At 66.0% G+C, this 19443-nt stretch carries 16 protein-coding genes and 1 tRNA gene; 12 read left to right on the top strand and 5 right to left on the bottom strand.

Annotated features, from left to right (window positions below; genetic code table 11):
- The first annotated feature begins 84 nt into the window (after positions 1–84).
- Entirely contained in the window at positions 85–1089 is a 1005-nt protein-coding gene (locus AXW83_RS17580) for an esterase-like activity of phytase family protein (RefSeq protein ID WP_066615515.1), read from the top strand.
- Between the two features lie 218 nt (positions 1090–1307).
- Here the strand turns inward: AXW83_RS17580 and rpmB are convergent, their stop codons facing one another.
- Positions 1308–1595 carry a 50S ribosomal protein L28 gene (rpmB, locus tag AXW83_RS17575; protein WP_066615509.1) on the bottom strand — a complete coding sequence of 96 codons (288 nt, stop codon included), beginning with the start codon at positions 1593–1595 and terminating at the stop codon, positions 1308–1310.
- Positions 1596–1866: 271 nt separating this feature from the next.
- On the opposite strand from rpmB, the gene AXW83_RS17570 reads away from it, so the two are divergent.
- The 6 genes from AXW83_RS17570 (at position 1867) to AXW83_RS17545 (ending at position 9571) form a co-directional block, all read left to right on the top strand.
- The gene (locus AXW83_RS17570; RefSeq protein WP_082767209.1) at positions 1867–2697 is read left to right on the top strand and encodes a DUF3108 domain-containing protein; all 831 of its coding nucleotides are present in this window, start codon (positions 1867–1869) and stop codon (positions 2695–2697) included.
- A 216-nt stretch (positions 2698–2913) separates the two neighbouring features.
- Positions 2914–3810, top strand: coding sequence for an alpha/beta fold hydrolase (locus AXW83_RS17565; RefSeq protein ID WP_082767208.1), 897 nt, complete (start codon positions 2914–2916; stop codon positions 3808–3810).
- A gap of 526 nt (positions 3811–4336) precedes the next feature.
- Entirely contained in the window at positions 4337–7729 is a 3393-nt protein-coding gene (locus tag AXW83_RS17560) for a helicase-related protein (protein WP_066620708.1), read from the top strand.
- A gap of 47 nt (positions 7730–7776) precedes the next feature.
- Entirely contained in the window at positions 7777–8091 is a 315-nt protein-coding gene (locus AXW83_RS17555; RefSeq protein ID WP_066615505.1) for an RNA-binding S4 domain-containing protein, read from the top strand.
- 159 nt (positions 8092–8250) lie between these two features.
- The gene (fdxA, locus tag AXW83_RS17550; RefSeq protein ID WP_066615504.1) at positions 8251–8589 is read left to right on the top strand and encodes a ferredoxin FdxA; all 339 of its coding nucleotides are present in this window, start codon (positions 8251–8253) and stop codon (positions 8587–8589) included.
- Positions 8590–8965: 376 nt separating this feature from the next.
- Entirely contained in the window at positions 8966–9571 is a 606-nt protein-coding gene (locus AXW83_RS17545; RefSeq protein WP_066615502.1) for a CarD family transcriptional regulator, read from the top strand.
- 146 nt (positions 9572–9717) lie between these two features.
- Here AXW83_RS17545 and AXW83_RS17540 read toward each other — a convergent pair whose 3' ends face one another.
- Positions 9718–10587, bottom strand: coding sequence for a dienelactone hydrolase family protein (locus AXW83_RS17540; protein ID WP_066615501.1), 870 nt, complete (start codon positions 10585–10587; stop codon positions 9718–9720).
- Between the two features lie 147 nt (positions 10588–10734).
- Here AXW83_RS17540 and AXW83_RS17535 point away from each other — a divergent pair, with 147 nt between their 5' ends.
- On the top strand, positions 10735–11598 hold the full coding sequence (locus AXW83_RS17535) for an RNA polymerase factor sigma-32 (protein ID WP_066615497.1): 864 nt from the start codon (positions 10735–10737) through the stop codon (positions 11596–11598).
- Positions 11599–11611: 13 nt separating this feature from the next.
- On the opposite strand, the gene AXW83_RS17530 is transcribed toward AXW83_RS17535, so the two are convergent.
- Together AXW83_RS17530 and AXW83_RS17525 are read right to left on the bottom strand one after the other, a co-directional pair.
- Positions 11612–13096 (bottom strand): M48 family metalloprotease, encoded by a 1485-nt coding sequence (locus tag AXW83_RS17530; protein ID WP_066615495.1) that lies wholly within the window; start codon positions 13094–13096, stop codon positions 11612–11614.
- 5 nt (positions 13097–13101) lie between these two features.
- Positions 13102–13869 carry a hypothetical protein gene (locus AXW83_RS17525; RefSeq protein ID WP_066615494.1) on the bottom strand — a complete coding sequence of 256 codons (768 nt, stop codon included), beginning with the start codon at positions 13867–13869 and terminating at the stop codon, positions 13102–13104.
- A gap of 34 nt (positions 13870–13903) precedes the next feature.
- Here AXW83_RS17525 and AXW83_RS17520 point away from each other — a divergent pair.
- From AXW83_RS17520 to AXW83_RS17505, 4 genes are all read left to right on the top strand, one after another.
- A tRNA-Arg gene (locus AXW83_RS17520) sits at positions 13904–13980 on the top strand.
- Positions 13981–14088: 108 nt separating this feature from the next.
- A complete protein-coding gene (locus AXW83_RS17515) occupies positions 14089–14457 on the top strand; it encodes a hypothetical protein (protein ID WP_066615493.1) in 369 nt (122 codons plus the stop codon).
- Positions 14458–15077: 620 nt separating this feature from the next.
- Positions 15078–15968: a UbiA family prenyltransferase gene (locus AXW83_RS17510; RefSeq protein WP_082767207.1), complete on the top strand. Its 891-nt coding sequence runs from the start codon at positions 15078–15080 to the stop codon at positions 15966–15968.
- A 2-nt stretch (positions 15969–15970) separates the two neighbouring features.
- Positions 15971–17278, top strand: coding sequence for an FAD-binding oxidoreductase (locus tag AXW83_RS17505; RefSeq protein WP_066615490.1), 1308 nt, complete (start codon positions 15971–15973; stop codon positions 17276–17278).
- Positions 17279–17286: 8 nt separating this feature from the next.
- On the opposite strand, the gene AXW83_RS17500 is transcribed toward AXW83_RS17505, so the two are convergent.
- Positions 17287–19416, bottom strand: coding sequence for an alpha/beta hydrolase domain-containing protein (locus tag AXW83_RS17500; protein ID WP_066615488.1), 2130 nt, complete (start codon positions 19414–19416; stop codon positions 17287–17289).
- Positions 19417–19443 lie beyond the last annotated feature (27 nt).

Raw genomic sequence — 19443 nt, 5'->3', positions numbered from 1 at the left:
AGAGGTTGGCACTACCCCTCATCCGGCCACTGCGCGGCCACCTTCTCCCGCAAGGGGAGAAGGGAAGCACGCCATGGTTCGTCCATGCGCCTGACCCGTCGTGCGGCGTTGACTGGCCTCGGCGCTTTAACCCTCGCTCCCGGTGCTCATGCACAAGCGCTGGAGCCTGCGCGCATTCCGATCACGATCTCGGCGCGCCCGCTGAAATCCTTCGAGCCTCGCAATCCAGACAAGACGCGTTTCGGCCTGATGCGCTTTCGCGGCGGACTCGTGTTGACCGGGAGCCATCCGCGCTTCGGCGGATTGTCGGGCCTGTGGCGCTCAGGTGACGGGACCGATCTCGTCGCCATTACCGATAACGGCTTCTGGCTCACGGCGAAGGCGCGGTCGCAGGACGGGCGGATCGTCGGCCTCGACGGGGCGGAACTTGCGCCTATCCTGGGCAGCTCCGGCCGGCCGCTGCATCGCTCGCGCTATTACGACACAGAAAGCCTGACGATCGCCGACGGCGTCGCCTATATCGGCGTCGAGCGCACGCATGACATCCTGCGCTTCGACTGGGCGGCCCACGGCGTCGAGGCGCGGGCGCGGATCGTGCCGGCGCCGCGCGAGGTCAAGCGCCTGCCCGACAATCGCGGGCTGGAGGCGATCGGTGTCGTGCCGGCCGGGCATGCGCTGGCGGGTGCGGTCGTGGCGATTGCGGAACGGTCGGGTTCCGATACCGAGCCGACGCTCGGCGTCATCATCGGGGGGCGACAGCCGGGCCTGTTCCAGGTCGCGCGTCGTGACGGTTTCGACATCACCGATCTCGCCTTCTTAGCCAGCGGCGACATCCTGCTGCTGGAACGCTGGTACCGGACGCTGCGCGGCGTCGCAATGCGCATCCGCCGGATCGCGGGGGCAAGCCTCAGGCCCGGTGCGCTGCTCGACGGGCCGGTGCTGATCGAGGCCGATCTTGGCCAGGAGATCGACAACATGGAGGGGATCTGCGTCCACCGCGATGGCGGCAAGACCATCGTCACGCTCGTGTCGGACGACAATTTCTCGTTCCTGCAGCGGACTTTGCTACTGGAGTTCGAGCTGGCGTAAAGGGCCGGTTGCCTTCTCCCCTTGCGGGAGAAGGTGGCGCGCAGCGCCGGATGAGGGGTCGCTGTGCCCTTGGAAACAGAAGGATTGTGGAGATCGCGGCGCGACCCCTCATCCGTCTCGGCTTCGCCGAGCCACCTTCTCCCGCAAGGGGAGAAGGGAAAACAAACGAAAAAAGCGGCCCAGAGGCCGCTTCAATCAGACGAGACACAGAAGTCCGCTCAGACGGCGGCGAGCTTCTTCTCGATGTCGCGCTTCAGCGTCAGCGCGCCGGTCGAGAGGTCAGCGGCCGGAGCCTTGACCAGGAAGGCGTCGAGCCCGCCGCGGTGATCCACCGTGCGCAGGGCGTTGGCCGAGACGCGCAGGCGGATCGAGCGGCCGAGCGCGTCGGACTGCAGCGTGACATTGACCAGATTCGGCCGGAAGACGGTCTTCGTCTTGCGGTTCGAGTGGCTGACGAGGTGGCCGGTCTGGGTGGCCTTCCCGGTCAGTTCGCAACGGCGAGCCATGATATCATTCCCTTGGGTCCGAGCCGCTCAAACGAAAACGCCGACACGCGACGTGCCGGACATGAGCACCGGAAGTCAAATTGAGTGGCGATCCCATAGCCAAGCCCGGCCGGCACGTCAAGGAGAAGTCGTCCGTGGCGCTTCAAGCCACGGGATGGCGAGATTGAGCCGGACCCATGCTTATTGTCTCGCCAAGCGCCTCGAAAGCCGTCACGATTCAGACCGATTCGCAGTGCATGTCGGTTGTGCTCGTCGCAAGCTGGAGGAACGGATGAAACCGGCCATCATGTCGTCCCTGGCAGGATTGGCCGCATCCATTGCTCTTCAGGCGCTTTCGGCGCCTCCAGCGGCAGCCGCGTCGCTTGACGCCAAATACGAGGTTTCGCTGCTGGGGCTGACACTGGGCACAGCCAATCTCAGCGGCGGCATAGACGGCAGCCGCTACAAGATCGACATCGTCGCCAAGCTGACCGGGCTGGTCGGCGGCTTCACCGGCGGGCGCGGTTCGGGCGCAGCGACAGGCGAGGTCACGCGCGGCAAGCTGACGCCGACGACTTTCGCGGTCAATTCGGCGAGTTCGAGCGAGAGTCGCACCGTGCGCATGGCGCTCGACGGCGGCAGCGTCGCCGCAGTGGACATCGCACCGCCGATCGACGTCAGAGCCGACCGGGTGCCCCTGAACGACGAACACAAGCGCAATGTCGTCGATCCGATCAGTGCTTTCCTCATGCCGGTCGAGGGCAAGATGGGCGGTGCGAATGCCTGCAACCGCACCTTGCCGATTTTCGACGGTGCCGCGCGCTACGACATCAAGCTGAGCTATTCGGGTTCGCGCGACGTCAAGATGGACGGCTATAGCGGTCCGGTCGTGATCTGCCAGGCGCGCTACGTCCCGATCGCCGGGCATCGCGCGCTGCGGCCGAGCACCAAATTCATGGCCGAGAACAAGGACATCAGCGCCTGGCTCGCGCCGGTGGCCGGGACCAGCATGATGGTGCCGATCCGCATCTCGGTGAAGACGATGATCGGGACGGCCGTGATCGAGGCGTCGAGCTTCAAGGTCGATCCGGGCGTGACGGCGAGCGCCGTCAAGGGCAACTGAGGCGTTCAGCTGCGCGCGCCTGTAACAATACGTCTGGCGTATGCGGCCCCGGTTTCCACCGGTCTGGTCTCCAAAGATGTGACGTCTTGCCGAGAACGAACGGCCGGCAAGCGCTTGTGGAGAACCTGGTTGCAGCAGGGCGGTCGGGAGCACTTGCGATTGCGGCTGCGGCGCGTCCGGCGCTAGCCTTCGCGTCCTGAGTCTCGAGGAGCCGACATGTCCAGCGATTTCGCCACGCCGCCTGGTCTGCGCCATCGGCAGATCGCGGTGCGCGACACCACGCTGCATGTGGCCGAGATCGGCTCCGGCGGCACGCCGGTGCTTCTGCTTCATGGCTGGCCGGAATTCTGGGCGACCTGGCTGCCGCTGATGAACCGGCTCCATGACCAATTCCATTTGATCGCGCCCGATCTGCGCGGTTTCGGCGACAGCGAGAAATCGGCAGTCCCGCGTTCCGATGTCGGCGCCAACAGCCATGCCGACGACATGGCGGCGCTGCTTGGCGCACTCGGGCTCGAATCCGTCGGTGTCGTCGGGCATGATGTCGGAGCCTATGCAGCCCAGGCGCTGGCGCGGCGGCACCCCCAACTCGTCGACCGGCTGCTTTTCTTCAATTGCCCGACCGCGAGCGTCGGCGGGGCTTGGGTCCATCACGGCCATGTCAACGAGGTCTGGTACCAGTCCTTCCAGCAGCTCGGACTGGCCGAGGCGCTGGTCGGGACGAGCCGTGAGACCTGCGCGCTCTATTTCAGGCATTTCCTGGAGCATTGGTCCCATCGCAAGGATGCCTTCGAACCGGCCTTCGAACTCTGGATCGACAATTTCATGAAGCCCGGCAATCTGCGCGGCGGATTCGATTGGTATCGCAGCCAGAATGCGCTCCGGCTGGCGGCGATCGATGGCCACCCGACGCCGTCGGTCCGGATTCACCAGCCGACGCGCGTCCACTGGGGACGGCACGACCCGATCCTGAAATCGGAATGGTCGGCTTTCGTCCCCGAGCATTTCGACGATGCCAGGATCAGCTTCTGCGAAAGCGCCGGCCACTTCGTCCATGTCGAAGCGCCAGACGAGGCGGCCGATGTGCTCGCGGAATTTTTCGGCGGGCGTTGAGGCTATTTCTTCCTCGGGCGACAGCCAGCTTGCCCCGGAACGAGACAATCGGGCGATCCGGGCCGATCGGCCGCACACCGGATCAGGAACGTGATATCTGCGATTCTGCCGCTTTCGGCAGCATTTCGGGCTAGAATACGGCTTGCGAGGCCTTTTTCGGTGACCCGTGCCTGCTTCGTTCGCAAAGGTTTCGTTTCGTTAAGGCCGTAGCCATGTCTTCCTCGTTTCGCCGCAGGAAAGGCTTAGGTTGTGCAGTGCGGGAAGAGGCAACGGGCCATTTGATCGTACGCGCGAGAGGCTGGTCGATGCGAGTTCTGCGGTTCCAGATGTGGTGGCCTTCGCGGCTGACGCTGCGACATCTGGTTGAGAACGAATCCCGATTCCGGCCAGGTCCGCGATTCGGGCTTGCTTCGTTCGGGACTCGTTCCATCTCCTAGTGTCACGAGTCGACCCTGCGCCAGAGCAGGACGCCGGTGCGGCGGACTGATTGTGCGGGCGTCTGGCGGTTACGATTGGTCGCGTCTTGATTTCATCTCGCTCCCTGCCTCGCTCTGCCCGCGCCAACGGCGTCACGGCGGTTCTCGGCCCCACCAATACGGGCAAGACGCATCTGGCGATCGAGCGGATGGTGGCTCATCCCACCGGCATGATCGGCTTGCCGCTAAGGCTGCTGGCGCGCGAGGTCTATCAGCGCGTGGTCGAGAAGGCCGGTGTCGATGCGGTGGCGCTCGTCACCGGCGAGGAGAAGATCAAGCCGGAGCGGCCGCGCTTCTGGGTCTGCACCGTCGAGGCGATGCCACGCGACCTCGCGGTGGATTTTGTTGCGATCGACGAGATCCAGCTCGCGGCCGATCTCGACCGCGGCCATGTCTTCACCGACCGGTTGCTGAACCGGCGCGGCCGTGCCGAGACGATGCTGATCGGCGCCGGCACGATGAAGCCGCTGATCGAGCAGCTGATGCCCGGCGTCCATGTCGTGACGCGACCGCGGCTGTCGCAGTTGCTGTTTGCCGGCGACCGCAAGATCACGCGCCTGCCGCCGCGCTCGGCCATCGTCGCCTTCTCGGTCGAGGAGGTCTATGCCATCGCCGAACTGATCCGCCGGCAGAAAGGCGGGGCCGCGGTGGTGCTGGGCGCGCTTTCGCCCCGCACGCGAAATGCGCAGGTCGAGATCTACCAGTCCGGCGATGTCGATTACCTCGTCGCGACCGATGCGATCGGGATGGGGCTCAACCTCGACGTCGACCATATCGCCTTCGCTGCCGACAAGAAGTTCGACGGCCATCATTTCCGCAAGCTGAACCCGGCCGAGTTCGGCCAGATCGCCGGGCGGGCCGGCCGGCATCTGCGCGACGGCACCTTCGGGACGAGCGGGCGCTGCCCACCCTTCGAAGCCGATCTTGTCGATGCCATCGAAAACCATCGCTTCGAGCCGGTCAGGCAGTTGCAATGGCGCAATACCGATCTCGACCAACGCTCTGTCGAAGGGCTGCTCGACAGCCTTAACCAGCAGCCGACCGAGCAGGGTCTGACGCGGGCTCTGATCGCCGAGGACATGACGACGCTAGAGATCCTGGCGCGCGACCCGGATGTGAAGGCACTGGCGAAGGGGCGGGCGGGTGTCGAGCGGCTGTGGGAGGTGTGCGGGCTGCCCGACTACCGCAAGATCGCGCCGATGCAGCACGCCGATCTTGCGACCACGCTCTATCTGCGCCTGATGCGCTATGGCCGGCTCGATGCCGACTGGTATGCGACGCAGCTGGCGGCACTCGACCGCACCGATGGCGAGATCGACACGCTCTCGGCCCGCATCAGCCAGGTGCGGACCTGGACCTTCGTCGCGAACCGTCCGGACTGGTTACCTGATCCGGAGCATTGGCAGGGGGTGGCGCGTCTTGTAGAGGACAAGCTGTCGGACGCTTTGCACGAACGGCTCGCCAGCCGTTTCGTGGATCGGCGCACGAGTGTGCTGATGCGTCGTTTGCGGGAGAATGCAATGTTGGAGGCTGAGGTCACCACGGCGGGCGATGTGCTCGTCGAGGGCCAGCACGTCGGGATGCTGCAGGGATTCCGCTTCACCGCGGACCCGAAAGCCGGCGGGCCGGAGGCGAAAGCCCTGAACATGGCTGCGATGAAGGCGCTCGCCAGCGAGATCGAGGCGCGCGCCGCGCGCGTCGTGCTCGCGGGCGACGAGGCTTTCGTGCTGTCGCATGACGGGCTGTTGCGCTGGATCGGCGAGCCGGTGGCGCGTCTCACAGCCGGCGAGAAGGCGATCGAGCCGCGCTTGCGCCTGCTGGTCGAGGAGCACCTGGCGGGGGCGGCGCGCGAGCAGGTCGAGGCTAGGCTGACGCTCTGGCTGAAGAACCACGTCACCCGCCTGCTCGGGCCGCTGCAGTTGCTGGAGGACGCCGCGACGGCGACCGGCATCGCGCGCGGCATTGCCTATCAGACAGCCGAATCGCTCGGCGTACTGGAGCGCACCAAGGTCGGCGAGGAGATGAAGGCGCTCGATCAGGAGGGCCGCGCCGCGCTGCGCAATCTCGGCATCCGCTTCGGGGCGTTCCACCTTTATGTGCCCGCGCTTCTCAAGCCGGCGCCGCGTGCGCTGGCCGCCCAGCTCTGGGCTCTGAAGCATGGCGGGCCCGAGCTGAGCGGTCTGGACGACATTGCCCATCTGGCGGCGTCGGGCCGGACCTCGTTCCCGGTCGACAAGGCGATCCCCAAGGGGCTCTATCGCGCCGCCGGCTACCGCGTCTGCGGCGAGCGGGCGGTGCGCGTCGATATTCTCGAACGGCTTGCCGATCTGATCAGGCCGGCGATCGCCTATCGTCCGGGCCTGACTCAAGGGACGCCCCCGACCGGAGCCGCCGATCAGGACGGGTTCGTGGCGACAGGCGCGATGACGTCGCTCGTCGGCTGCGCCGGGGAGGATTTCGCCTCGATCCTGCGTTCGCTCGGCTATGTCTCGGTCAAGCGGCCGGGCCCGGCCATCACGGTGCCGCTTGCGCTGCCGCCGGAGCCCAAGGTCGAGCCGGCCAAGGTCGATGAGGCTGCTGCCGGTACACCGGAGACGGCGGAGGCCCCGGGTGCGGGCGCGGAAGCGACCGAGGTCGTCACAGAAGGGCCGGCCAGCTCCGAGACGGTTGCAGAGACGCCGGCATCTACCGAGGCTGAGGGTGTCGAAAGCGAGGCCGTCATCGCCGAGCCGGTCGAGGCCGCGGCGACGGAAACGCCGGATGCGCCGATCCTGACGCAGGCGGAACTGGCCGCCGAACCGGAGGCAGAGCCTGTTCGCGAACCTGTGCCCGCCGACATGATGTCGGTGCTGCCGGCTGCCGAGGCCGTCACTGCCGACGAGGTGCCTGCAACCGAGGAGGCTCCTGCCGGGCCTGTCGTCGAGGCCAAGGCGCCGGCCGAGCCGGAGTTGCTCGAGGTCTGGAGGCCGCATCGCCATCAGGGTGGACGCAGGCCGGAACAGACCGGGCGTGGCCCCCGCGACGGCGCGCCGGCCGGGGAGCGCCAGCCTGGTGGTCGCCGTGGCGAGCGTCCGAATCGCGAGGGCCGTCCGGACGACCGCCGCCGCGATGGCGGCCAGAACCGTCCTGCAGCAGCAACACCGGCGGGAACCCCCGACGCAGGTCCTGCCGTGGCACGGCCCGACAGGCCTCCACGCCGCGACGACCAGCCGCGCCAGGGCCAGCCGCCGCGCGGCGGGCGGCCCGAGCAGGGACGGGGCCCGAAACCGGATTTCAAACGCGATGGGCGACCAGGCGGAGGCCAGCGTCGCGACGAGCGTGGCTCCGGCGAGCGCTTCCAGCAGCCGCCAAGGCCCCGGCCCGTCGAGCGCGAACCCGACCCGGATTCGCCTTTCGCCAAGCTCGCCGCCCTCAAGGCGCAGCTCGAAGGTCGCAAGACCTGACGGAGCTGCGCGAGCCGGTCGGGATGCGTTGAACGGAAAGGCGGCTCTTGCGGCAGGATCGTCAGCGCCTCGACAAATGGCTCTGGTTCGCGCGCTTCGCAAAGACGCGCGCGACGGCGGCCCGGCTGATCGAAGCCGGTCACGTCCGGGTCGATGGGCGCCGGATCGTCGGCGCGGGGCACGGGCTGAAGCTTGGCGACGTGCTGACGCTGGCCCTGCCGCACGCCACCATCGTCGTTCGCCTGCTGTCGCTCGGCGAGCGGCGCGGCCCCTATGAGCAGGCCCGCCTGCTCTACGAGCGGCTCGAAGCAGAGGCGCGCGGCGATGCGCCGCTTGCCGTCATCGCGCCGGACGGTTATTGATTATTGTTTGTATGCAAATGAATTCGCCGTGACGGATTCTTCTCCTGACCAATGGCTCCGGAGAAATTCCTGCTGATATCACTCCCGAATTCAGTCTTGAAACCCGAGCGCGCCGGCGCTTTATGGCGTTGACGAACGGATGAGGAAGGACCTGGCCAGATGACCTATGTGGTCACCGATAACTGCATCAAGTGCAAGTACATGGACTGCGTCGAGGTCTGCCCGGTCGACTGCTTCTATGAAGGCGAGAACATGCTCGTCATCCATCCTGACGAGTGCATCGATTGTGGCGTCTGCGAGCCCGAATGCCCGGCCGAGGCGATCAAGCCGGACACCGAGCCGGGGCTGGAAAGCTGGCTGCAGCTCAACTCCAAATATGCATCGAGCTGGCCCAACATCACGCAGAAGAAAGATGCTCCGGCCGATGCCAAGTCCTTCGACGGCGTGGCCGGCAAACTCGAAGCGCATTTTTCGCCGGAGCCCGGCGAGGGCGACTGAATTTCGCCCAGGCGCTGAATCCCGTTAACCAGAGAGGCGCTGTCTCGGCGCCGCCAGAAGCCGGTCTGGGTTTACCTTTGATTCGGCGTGTTTTTTGTGCTATTACCTTCACTTAGTCGAATTGGTTCCGCTTGCCCCTGCGAGGTTTTTCAAACGGGGCGCTCCCTGAGACGAAGCGATGATCAAGAGCAGCGGGTGCAAAGCCCGGAGCTGATCGTTTCTTCGTCACTATGGCAGGCATCGAACCATCCGGCTAAGGCGGCCTGAGGCGACGGGTGGAACCCGACCCGCGTCAGGCGCCGAGTCTTCGGCCATCCGGCGGGAGACGGACAATCGCGAGCCCGCGTCAAGCGGTCCGGTCAGGAGTCGTAACGGCATGTCCACGGTGATTAAGAAAGCTGTTGTGCGCCAGGGTTTCAAGACGGGCGAATTCGTCGTCTACCCGTCGCATGGCGTCGGCCAGATCACGGCGATCGAAGAGCAGGAAGTCGCGGGCTTCAAGCTCGAACTCTTCGTCGTCAGCTTCGCCAAGGACAAGATGACGCTGCGCGTTCCGACCGCCAAGGCCGCCAGCGTCGGCCTGCGCAAGCTTGCCGATGCCGAGAGCGTCACCAAGGCCCTGACGACGCTGACCGGCCGCGCCCGCGTCAAGCGCACCATGTGGTCGCGCCGCGCCCAGGAATACGAGGCCAAGATCAATTCGGGCGATCTCGTCGCCATCGCCGAGGTGGTGCGCGATCTCTACCGCTCCGAGGCGCAGCCCGAGCAGTCCTATTCCGAGCGTCAACTCTATGAGGCGGCTGTCGATCGCATGACCCGCGAGATCGCGGTCGTCGACGACGTCACCGAGACTGAAGCGCTGAAGAAGATCGAGGGACAGCTCGCCAAGTCGCCGCGCCGCCTGCCGAAGGGCGCCGAGGCCGAAGCGGCCGAGGGCGATGCGGAAGGCGACAACGATGACATCCAGGAAGAAGCTGCCTGAGCGGACTTTCCTTCTATGAGATAAAAAACCCGGCGGGCAACCGCCGGGTTTTTTGTTTGCCGTCATCGCGAGCGAAGCGAAGCAATCCGCGTGCTCTACGCCCTCCCGGATTGCTTCGCTTCGCTCGCAATGACGGGATTAACGCCTCAGGCCGCGCCCGTTTCCGCCGCCAGAAACGCCACGGATCGTTCCCAGGCCTGTTTGGCGACCGTCGCATTGTAGCGCTCGGCGCTGGTGTCGTTGTGGAAGGCGTGATCGACGTCGGGATAGACGACCGCCTCGTAGCGGATGCCGGCGGCCTTCAGCGCGGCTTCGTATTCCGGCAGGGCCTGCACCAGCCGCGTGTCGCGTGCGGCCTGCTGGATCAGTAGGCGGGCCTTGATCTGCGGAACCTTGGCGAGTTCGGGCGAGCGGCCATAGAAGACGACGCCGGCGGCCAGTTCCGGAACGGCGACCGCGAGATCGTTGACCGCGCCGCCGCCCCAGCAGAAGCCGAGCGCCCCGGTCTTGCCGGTGGAATCTGGCCTCGCCGCCAGCAGCTTCAGCGCGGCGCGGCCCTGGGCGACGACCGTGTCGACCGTGAGCTGCGGGAACAAAGCCCGGGCGGCGTCGGGATCGTCCAGGGTGCCGCCGAGGGGGTTGAGAAAATCGAGACCGAGCGCGGTGAAGCCGGCCAGCGCCATGCGCCGCGTCACGTCCTCGATATGCGGGTTGAGCCCGCGATTCTCGTGGATGACGAGGACGCCGCCGCGCCGTCCTTCAGCCTTGGGCGCGACGAGGTAACCTTTCAGCGCGACGCCATCGACGGTCTGGTCGAGCCGGGAGGTCGTCAGGCGCGCATCGTCGGGCGCGATCTGCTGGGCCTGGGCGTAGTTCGGCTCCAGCAGCGCCAGCGCAGCCTGGGCCGCCGTGGCGGAGCCTGCCAGCAGCACGAGCCGGTTCATGAAGATGCGCCGGTCGAGCGGCTTGTGGGTATATTCGTCGTAGAGTTCGACGATGCGACGATCGAGTGCCATCCCGGTCTCCTTTCACTGTTTCCTGCCCTGACGGTCCAGCGCGGCGTGACGGCCGGCAGCCCGGCGAAAGCTCATACTCATTCCGAACGGGTGATCCAGCGTCCCTTCACTGCCGTAGAACGCTCACTGTACCCAGCGGAGGCGGCCATGAGCGAAATCTCCGGAGCAGATCGCAGCTTCGTGAAGGCGGCGATGGCGGCGCCTTTTCTCGAACGCGAGGAAGAACAGCATTTAGCCCGGCGCTGGCGCGACGATGGCGATCAGGCCGCCATGCACAGGCTGACATCGGCCCATATGCGGCTGGTCATCGCGATGGCCTCACGTTTTCGGCATTATGGGCTGCCCTTGGCGGATATGATCCAGGAGGGCCATGTCGGGCTGCTGGAAGCTGCCGCGCGTTTCGAGCCTGCCCGCGAAGTCCGGTTCTCGACCTATGCGACCTGGTGGATCCGTGCGTCGATCCAGGACTACATCCTGCGCAACTGGTCGATCGTGCGCGGCGGCACGTCGTCGTCGCAGAAGGCCCTGTTTTTCAATTTGCGGCGTCTGCGCGCCAAGTTGACGCGCGGCGGCGAGGAGCGGATCGGTGAGGCGGTCTACAGCGCGATCGCGACCCGGATCGGCGTCAGCCGGGCCGATGTCGCCTCGATGGATGCGCGCCTTTCGGGCCCCGACATCTCCTTGAACGCGCCCCTCGGCGAGGATGACGGTTCGGGCGGTGAGCGCATGGACCTGTTGCCCGATCACGGGTTGCTGCAGGACGAGGTCGTCGGCGACAGCATCGATGCCGACCGCCGGCTCGGCTGGCTGCAGGCCGCGCTCGCCGTTCTGTCCGAGCGCGAACTGAAGATCGTGCGCGAGCGCCGGCTGGTGGAGGAGACCTGTACGCTCGACGCGCTCGGACATCGGCTCGGCATCTCGAAGGAGCGCGTTCGCCAGATCGAGAACCGGGCTCTGGAGAAGCTGCGCTGCGCGCTGCTCCAGAGCCACCCGCAGGCCTCCATGCGCTGACCTGAACCCCAGTCTATTCGGCGACGATCTTGTAGCGCTGACCCAGCGCGAGCCGGCTGTTCCGCTCCAGACCATTCAGGACCAGAAACAGTTCTATCGCGCGCTCCTGCCCCGCCATGCGCGCGGCCATACTTGCGGGAGTGTCGCCATCGCCTGCCGCGACGAGGCGGATCTGCATCGGCCTGGCGGCCTGCGCCTCTGCCGGCGACAGGCTCCGAAAACTGTCGATCACGCTGCGCATCGGGCGCTCCGGGTCTGCGCTGCCCTTGGCTGCCAGGATGAAGCGATAGACGCGCGAGCCGGACTGGATCGCTGCCAGCCGGAAGCTCCAGTCGGTGCCCTTGCCGGTGGCGATCACCGCCGGCTGACCTGCGACATCGAGCGTCTCGACGACGCGTGTCTCGACTCCGTCGATCCAGCCCGAGGCGACATAAGCCTCCAGCGTCTGGTCGGACTTCAGCGTCACCGAGTCGAAGCGCAACGCCTGGGCGCCGTTGGCGCTGACGCCGATGACCATGTCGCGCGCCGATTCGAGGCTGAAACTGTCCGGTGCGGCGAAGGCGATGCGCAGCGCGCTGTTTATATAGCGGCGCCCCCGGACCACGCCGTCGCGAGGATCCTCGCCAAAGGCGATGCCGTCGATCGCGGCCAGCCAGCGGCTTGCCTCGCGCTCGCCGATGCCGGGCGCACCGATCTGGCGGGCGGAGGCCGTCACCGCCGCGACCCGTTCCGGCGTCGAAGGGTGGCTTGAGAGAATGTCGAGCCGCTTGTCGTCGGCGCTCTGGTTCTGGCCGCTGTTGCGGAAAGCGGTGTTGCGGCCGAGCGCCGCAAGAAAGCGGCCCGCGCCATAGGGATCGTAGCCGGCGCGCGAAATATTGCGCACGCTGATCTGGTCGGCGATCAGTTCCTGCTGGCGCGAGAAGCGCGCCAGCGAAAGCTTCGAGCCGGCCTGGACGGCGGCTCCCGCGGCCGGATCGTTCAGCACCTGTGACACGACCTGGCTGACGAGGACGGATTCGCGTTCGCGCTCGGCTCGCTCCACGGCGTGCTGCGCGGTGACATGGGCGATCTCATGGGCCAGCACCGAGGCAATCTCGGCCGTATCGCTCGCGAGCGCCAGCAGGCCGCGCGTGACATAGAGCCGACCGTTTGGAAGGGCGAAGGCATTGACGGCCGGCGAGTTCAGGATCGTGATCTCATAGATCCCGATCTGGCCCTCGCCGGCCTTGGCCAGCCGCGCCACGACCTCGTCGAGCACCGCTCGAGCCGTGGGGGCGCGGTATTCGCCGCCGAAGGCGCTCAGCAGGCGCAGATGCTCGCTATCCGAGGCACGTATGGTGCGTTCGAGCTTCGGCGCCAATTCGCCGTCGGCCGGGCGTTGCGGCGGCAGCAGCACGCTTTGCTCGCCGGCGCAGGCGACGAGCAGCAGCGCCGGAAGCAGCAGCGCCGACAGGGTTCGGGCCGGATGAGGGAGGGCGTATCGCCAGAGCGCCAGCATCAGGGTCAGTCGATCAGATCCAGGGCGGTTCGCGAGGTTACGTCCAACAGAAGACCATCCTGCCCCGCCAGAACCCCGCGCGCCCGGATGCGTTTACCGCCGAGCCCGGCCGCGGTCCAGCCGGCATCCTGCATCTCGCGCCAAAGACCACGGGACATGACAATCGATGCAGCCTCTCCCCGCCGTCGCGAGAAATTGAGATAAGTCCGTTGCGCGCGCTCGCCGACAGAGGCGATACGGCCCTCCAATACGACGATCCGTCCCGCCTGCACCTTCAACGCGGCGATATCGTGACCATCGACGATACTCTCGGACGTCGCGGCAGGGTAAGGCGAGGCGACTCCGGCCGGACCCGGACGTTTCTTTTCCGCATTGCAAGGCGGATAGGCGGGGTCCGGCAACCGCCGGGCGGCCTTGGCCTGAAGGACCGCCTCGGCAAGGTCCAGTGGGTCGGAGGCGTCGGATAGCGTATAGAGCCGCGCCGGCAGGCGACCCCAGCGATCGCGGCCGGCAAGGACGAGCAGTCTGAGCTCGCGCCCGCTCCAGGCCGCGATCTCCGATGCGAACCGCGCGGCTTCCTCTGCATCCTGCCTAGGCGCGAGACCGACGAGGCGCAGGGTCCTGCCGTCGCCGAGAACCGGGTCGCCGTCCCGGTCGATGCCGGAGAGCCGGACGACCGGCGCCGCGAGGACGGCATCGCGGCAGGGTTCCTGCGCCGTCACAGCCAGCGGCAGCGCGGCCAGACCGGCAAAACCGAAAAGAAGTGGCTTCATCCCCATGCGCTTTATGCTAAACGCAATTTCGTGCGTCCCGGTAGCTCAGCAGGATAGAGCAACGGTTTCCTAAACCGTAGGTCAGGGGTTCGAATCCCTTCCGGGACGCCAAAATCTTTACTTAAGTATCTGATATTAAATAGAATTAAGCGGCCTGTTTGGAGTTGCCCCAACAGGCCGCGATGTGGTTCGGCGTGACCCGGTAAAACAAGCGATGGAATGCTGTTCCACAGGCTCGACAGCCGGGCCATCATCGCCTCGCTAGTTTCGTTGACCGTCGCTCACGGTAATCTATCGTTTCGTCTGGAATTAGAGGTGGCCATGCGGCTTTTCGCGATTGCAGCGGCGATAGCAGTTCTGCTTTTGTCAGATATGGCGGTCGCCCAGTCCGAGCGTCATCTTCCTCCCGAAGATCGCTCCCCGGCATACAAGGCCGGGTTGCGGGTTGCCAAACGAAAGGGTGTCGTCAGGCTGCACTGTTATGCGCGCGTCTTCAAACAACGGGCGCATCAAAACTCCAGGGGACGGTGGGTGACGTCTGGCAGGTCATTCGCGATCGAAATGTTTTCCGAATGTGGCGTCAGCTAGGGACACCAGATCACATGATGCGATCGGAACGATGCGGCGGGCTTCCGCGTCGACGGACATAGCTTCGGCTTACTGTAAGGAAGGCGCGATCCATGATGCATGTCGGCCAAATCCGTGCCGGAATGGAAATTGTCGGCTCCGACCGGCCGCCGGTCGGGAGTTAGAAAGCCTGTCGGGCCAGTTGCTCAAGATCAGAGGCGCCGGACCACAGACTCGGGCTCCGACCATTTTCTCGATCTGGCGCTGGTCGGGTCGCCTCTTATCCGCAAACTGGCTGCCGGGGACTTCGACCAGGCTTATCTGCATCTCCACGCCGTACCGGATTTCCGCCATCCGACCGAGCATCGTTAGGCGCGGGACATCGCGGGCCGTCGAGCCGCTTGCTTGACGGCAGTCTTTGATATTCATCATTGGCGGCCGGTCGATCGTTACCCGTGCCGGCGGGCACCAAACGTTAATCATGCGCCCCAAATCATGATCTCCGTTCCGGCCTTTCCACCTTGATTTAGGACTTTTCGACGAGAACGGTGCTGCAGTGATCACCACCGTTCGATCGTCGTGCAGTCACGACGGCAATTCGGCCTGCTCCCTGCCAGATATCAAGGGAAGCAGACGCCGCGATGTCCTATAGCGCTATGATCAGGGCGATGCGGCCGCATCACTGGCTCAAGAACGGGCTCGTTTTCGTTCCGATCCTGCTCAATCATGACGTCTTCGATCTGAACGCACTCTCCCACGGCGTCGTTGCCTTCATTGCTTTCAGCCTGATGGCGTCGTCGATCTATCTGCTGAACGACATCGTCGACGTCGAGGCCGACCGGCGCCATCCGACCAAATGCAAACGTCCGCTCGCGGCCGGCGAGATCACGGCCGGCCAAGCCTATGCGGCCGTACCGCTGCTGCTGCTGACGGCGTTCAGCCTCGCGACATTTGTGCCGAAACCGGCGCTGTTCCTGCTGGCGCTTGGCGCCTATCTCACGCTGGCGCTGCTCTATCTGTTTTTCCTGAAGCGCAAGCTTCTGGTCGATGTGCTGGCGCTCGCCGCGCTGCACACGCTGCGCATCCTCGCCGGCAATGCGGCGGCTGCGATTCCGCTGTCGTCCTGGCTGCTCGCCTTCTCGATGTTCCTGTTCCTGAGTCTTGCGTTGGTGAAGCGCTATGCCGAACTGCGCATCACGCAGGACCAGTCCGGCCTGAAAAAGGCCGGGCGGGGCTATCAGGCCGAGGACATCGAGGCCTTGTCGCAACTGGGCATGGCCTCGGGCTGCACCTGCGCGCTGATCATGGCGCTCTATGTCGACAGCGCCGCCGTCAAGGAGCTCTATCGCCATCCCGAGATCATCTGGCTGGTCTGTCCGATCATCCTGTATCAGATGGCGCGGATCTGGTTCATGGCGCGTCGCGGCCAGATGCCGGACGATCCGCTCGTCTTCATGATCCGCGACTGGCGCAGCCAGGTGATCGGCGCCTTCGTGGTCGCGATCATGGTCGCAGCGACGCTGGTGCCGTGACCATGCGCGAATCCGGGCATCGATCCTGGGGCGGGCTTGCGGCGCGGAACACCGCGATCGTGTCGCCGGGCTCCTGGATCGCGGGGCCCGGCCGCTCGCAGGCTCCCGTCCTGGCCTATGGCAACGGCCGCTCCTATAGCGATTCCTGCCTCAACGACGGCGGCACGCTGATCGAGGCGCGCGCGCTCGACGCGATCCTGGCCTTCGACCGCGAGACCGGCGTATTCAGCTGCGAGGCGGGCGTGCTCCTCGACACGGTGCTCGACCATGTCGTGCCGCAGGGCTGGTTCTTGCCGGTGACGCCGGGAACGGCTTTCGTCACGGTCGGCGGCGCGCTCGCCAACGATGTCCACGGCAAGAACCATCATCGTGCCGGGACTTTCGGGCGGCATGTGTTGGCCTTCGAGCTCGTGCGCTCCGACGCTACGAGGCTGACCTGCGGACCGGACATGAACGGCGAGCTGTTCGCGGCGACGATCGGCGGCATGGGCCTGACCGGACTGGTGACGCAGGTGACGCTGCAACTGATCCCGATCGCGTCCGCAGAGATGAAGCAGGAGGCGATCCATTTCGCAAATCTCGACCATTTCTTCGCGATCGCGGCCGAATCCGACGGCAGCCATGACTATACCGTCGCCTGGATCGATTCGCTGGCGAGCGGGGGCGCATTCGGACGCGGCGTGTTCTTCCGGGCCAATCACGCCTCGGCGTCCGATCTGCCCCCCGCCCGGCCGCCAAGGCGCCTGCCGTTTCCGATCATGGCGCCCGTCCCGCTGATCAACGGCGTGACGCTCAAGGTCTTCAATGCGCTTTACCGCGCGGCCCAGCCGAGAACGCCGGAGGCACGGCGCATTCCTTACCGGCCGTTCTTCTACCCGCTCGACCGGGTTTCGAACTGGAACCGCGCCTATGGCCCCAAAGGCCTGCGCCAGTTCCAGTGCGCGATCCCGATGGCGCAGGCGCGGGGAGCGGTGGACGAGATGCTGCGGCTGACGCAGGCTTCAGGCGAGGCCTCGTTCCTGACCGTGCTGAAGCTCTTCGGCGACGTACCGTCGCCAGGGATGATGTCGTTCCCGATCGCCGGCGCGACGCTGACGCTCGATTTCTCAAACCGGGGGGCGCGCACTGAGGCCCTGCTTGCTGCATTGGATCGTGTCACGCTCGCGGCCGGCGGGCGGGTCAATCCCTACAAGGACGCGCGCATGTCGCCCGCGACCTTCGAAGCCTCCTTCCCGCATTGGCGGGAGTTTGCCCGCCATGTCGATCCGGGCTTCTCCTCGAATTTCTGGCGGCGCGTGACGGCTGGCTGAGTGGCGTCTCAAGGCGCCAGCCGGATGCCCTCGCTGCGCGCTTGCTCCGTCAGCAGAGCGGCGTCCTCCGGCAGCAGGTAGCGCCTGGCAACCAGCCGCTCGGCTGCTGCCTTGACCGCGTCGGAATAGGCCTGCGGCGTTGGGTAGCGCTCCTCGATCGAGGGGCGAGGGTCGCCGGCGTCGAGCCGCTCCTGCCTGGTGCGGGCGAAGGGAACGAAGCTGCCCTGGAAATTGCAGAACCCGTCCTCGAACCGGTCCTTCCGGAACAAGTTCCAACCAGTATAGGTGCCGATCGGCACGGCGGTGACGACATTGTTGATGCCGGCTAGGTCGATGCCGTCTGCGTCCACTTGCGGAACGAGAACGCCATAGCTGCCGGGCCTGACCCTGGGCGGCTCGGTCGTAATCACGCCGGTACCGTCGGCAGCGTTGTAGCCCTTGCCGAAATCGAGCGGGTGCAGGGGGTTGTAGGCGCCGATGAAGCGCAGCGCCGGGCGCTGGACATTGCCATAGCTGTTGGCCGGCACGCCGGGGAAACGGACCTGATCAGGCGCGACGAGCGTGCCGTCGGCAATGCGTGGAACCGCAGCGGGCGGAGGCGCGACGCCGTCGCGGACCCAGGCCGTCAGGTTGGAGAGCAAGGCGCGCATCGTCCAGTTGTGCGGGTTCGGGTTGGCCTGCTGCTGGCATTGATTGAATGGCGCGGCCGTGGGCAGCGGCAAGGACGTCGCGGCGTGCTGGGTCGAGGCCATGATGTAGGTGCGGACATTCGTGGGGTCGCGAATGTCGCGCGTGCCGAGCGGGTCCGTCAGGCCGAGCGACTGGCGGCCTTCCCAGAGTTCGAGCGCGGTTGCTGCGTGGAAGACCAGCGGGCAGGAGCCGTCCGCGCGGCAGCGGTCGAGGATGCCCTGGCGGCGGCCGGTCAGCGGATCTTGGACACGGGCGTAGTTGAACGGAAAATCATAGGCCGGGTAGAGCCTGTCGATCTGCTCGCCCCAGGCACGGCCAGGCTGGGCGAAGCGCAGGGAGAGCGGCAGCAGGCCACCGCCGATATGCGGAAAAGCGCCGTCATAGACCTTCTTTCCGGCCTCGTCCCGGTTGAAGCCGAGCTGAAGGAAGGAGCGGATGAAGCGGCCCGACTGGGACGTGCCCATCACGATCGTTTTCTGGCCCCGGCGGGTGACGGGATTGGGCTTGCCGGTCTCGTCTGCCTTCGCGTCGCGCAGGAAGACGGCGAGGTCGCGCGCCGCGGCATAGCCGAGGCCGAGGACCTTGGGCTCCTTGGCCCGGTAGAGCAGCTCATAGAGCCGGCCCGGCTGGAAGCCACCGTTCAGGCAGATCGCCTTGTCATCGGGCGCATTGCTGCCGTCATCGGCGCAGCGCGCAAAACTCCATTCCGTGTTGGGCACGGGCGTGCGCGGCGCGTTTTCGCGCGTGCGGACGGTCAGCGTCGGCAGAAAGCCGTCTGGCAGGGCCGTCCTGTTGTCGGTGCTCACGGTCGGGTAGGAGTCGTGCGTGGTGGTGGTGAACCAGCCGCTCGAGAGGTTTTGCGTTTTGGCGGCCTGGGTGACGGCCAACTCGGCGCGAACGACACCGGTGATGGCCGAGCCGTCCGAATTCCTGGCCACCGGGACCTGCATGGTCATGCGGCTGCTGCCCGGCAGCACATCGGCCTGCCAGCCGAACCAGACCAGCGTGTAGCCCTGGCGCTGGAGGAGCCCGTCGCCGGCCTTGGCGAGGGCGTTCGCCTCCGCCACCGTACCGGTGTCGAGGTTGAAGGGCTGCATCAGCCCCTTGTTGCCGCGATTGAGGATGTTGAAAAGCAGGACGTTGTTGCCCTTGGCTTCGTCCTTCGGCTTCAGAATATCGATATCGGTCGTGTATTCGACCATGCCGCGCGCGTTGCGCGGTGCGAGCTTGATGTCCTGGATGCGGATATTGGCCGGATTGTCGGGATCGACCTCGCCGAAAGCCTTGCCGGTGATGCGTTCATAGACGCCGACCGTGCCGAAGGACTGGCCGCCGAAGGCAGGCTCGCTGCGAACGATCTCGATGCGTGTGATCCTGGCCTGAGCGGTTTGCAGGGGGGCGAGGAGGCAGGCGGCCGAAATCGCTCCGGCCATGGCGCGGTATCTCATGGGCAACTCCTCCTGAACGTCGCTCCT

The organism is Bosea sp. PAMC 26642 (assembly GCF_001562255.1).
Classification (GTDB): domain Bacteria; phylum Pseudomonadota; class Alphaproteobacteria; order Rhizobiales; family Beijerinckiaceae; genus Allobosea.
Note: the sequence above shows the minus strand (reverse complement) of the source record. Positions and strands in the feature narration are given on the sequence as shown.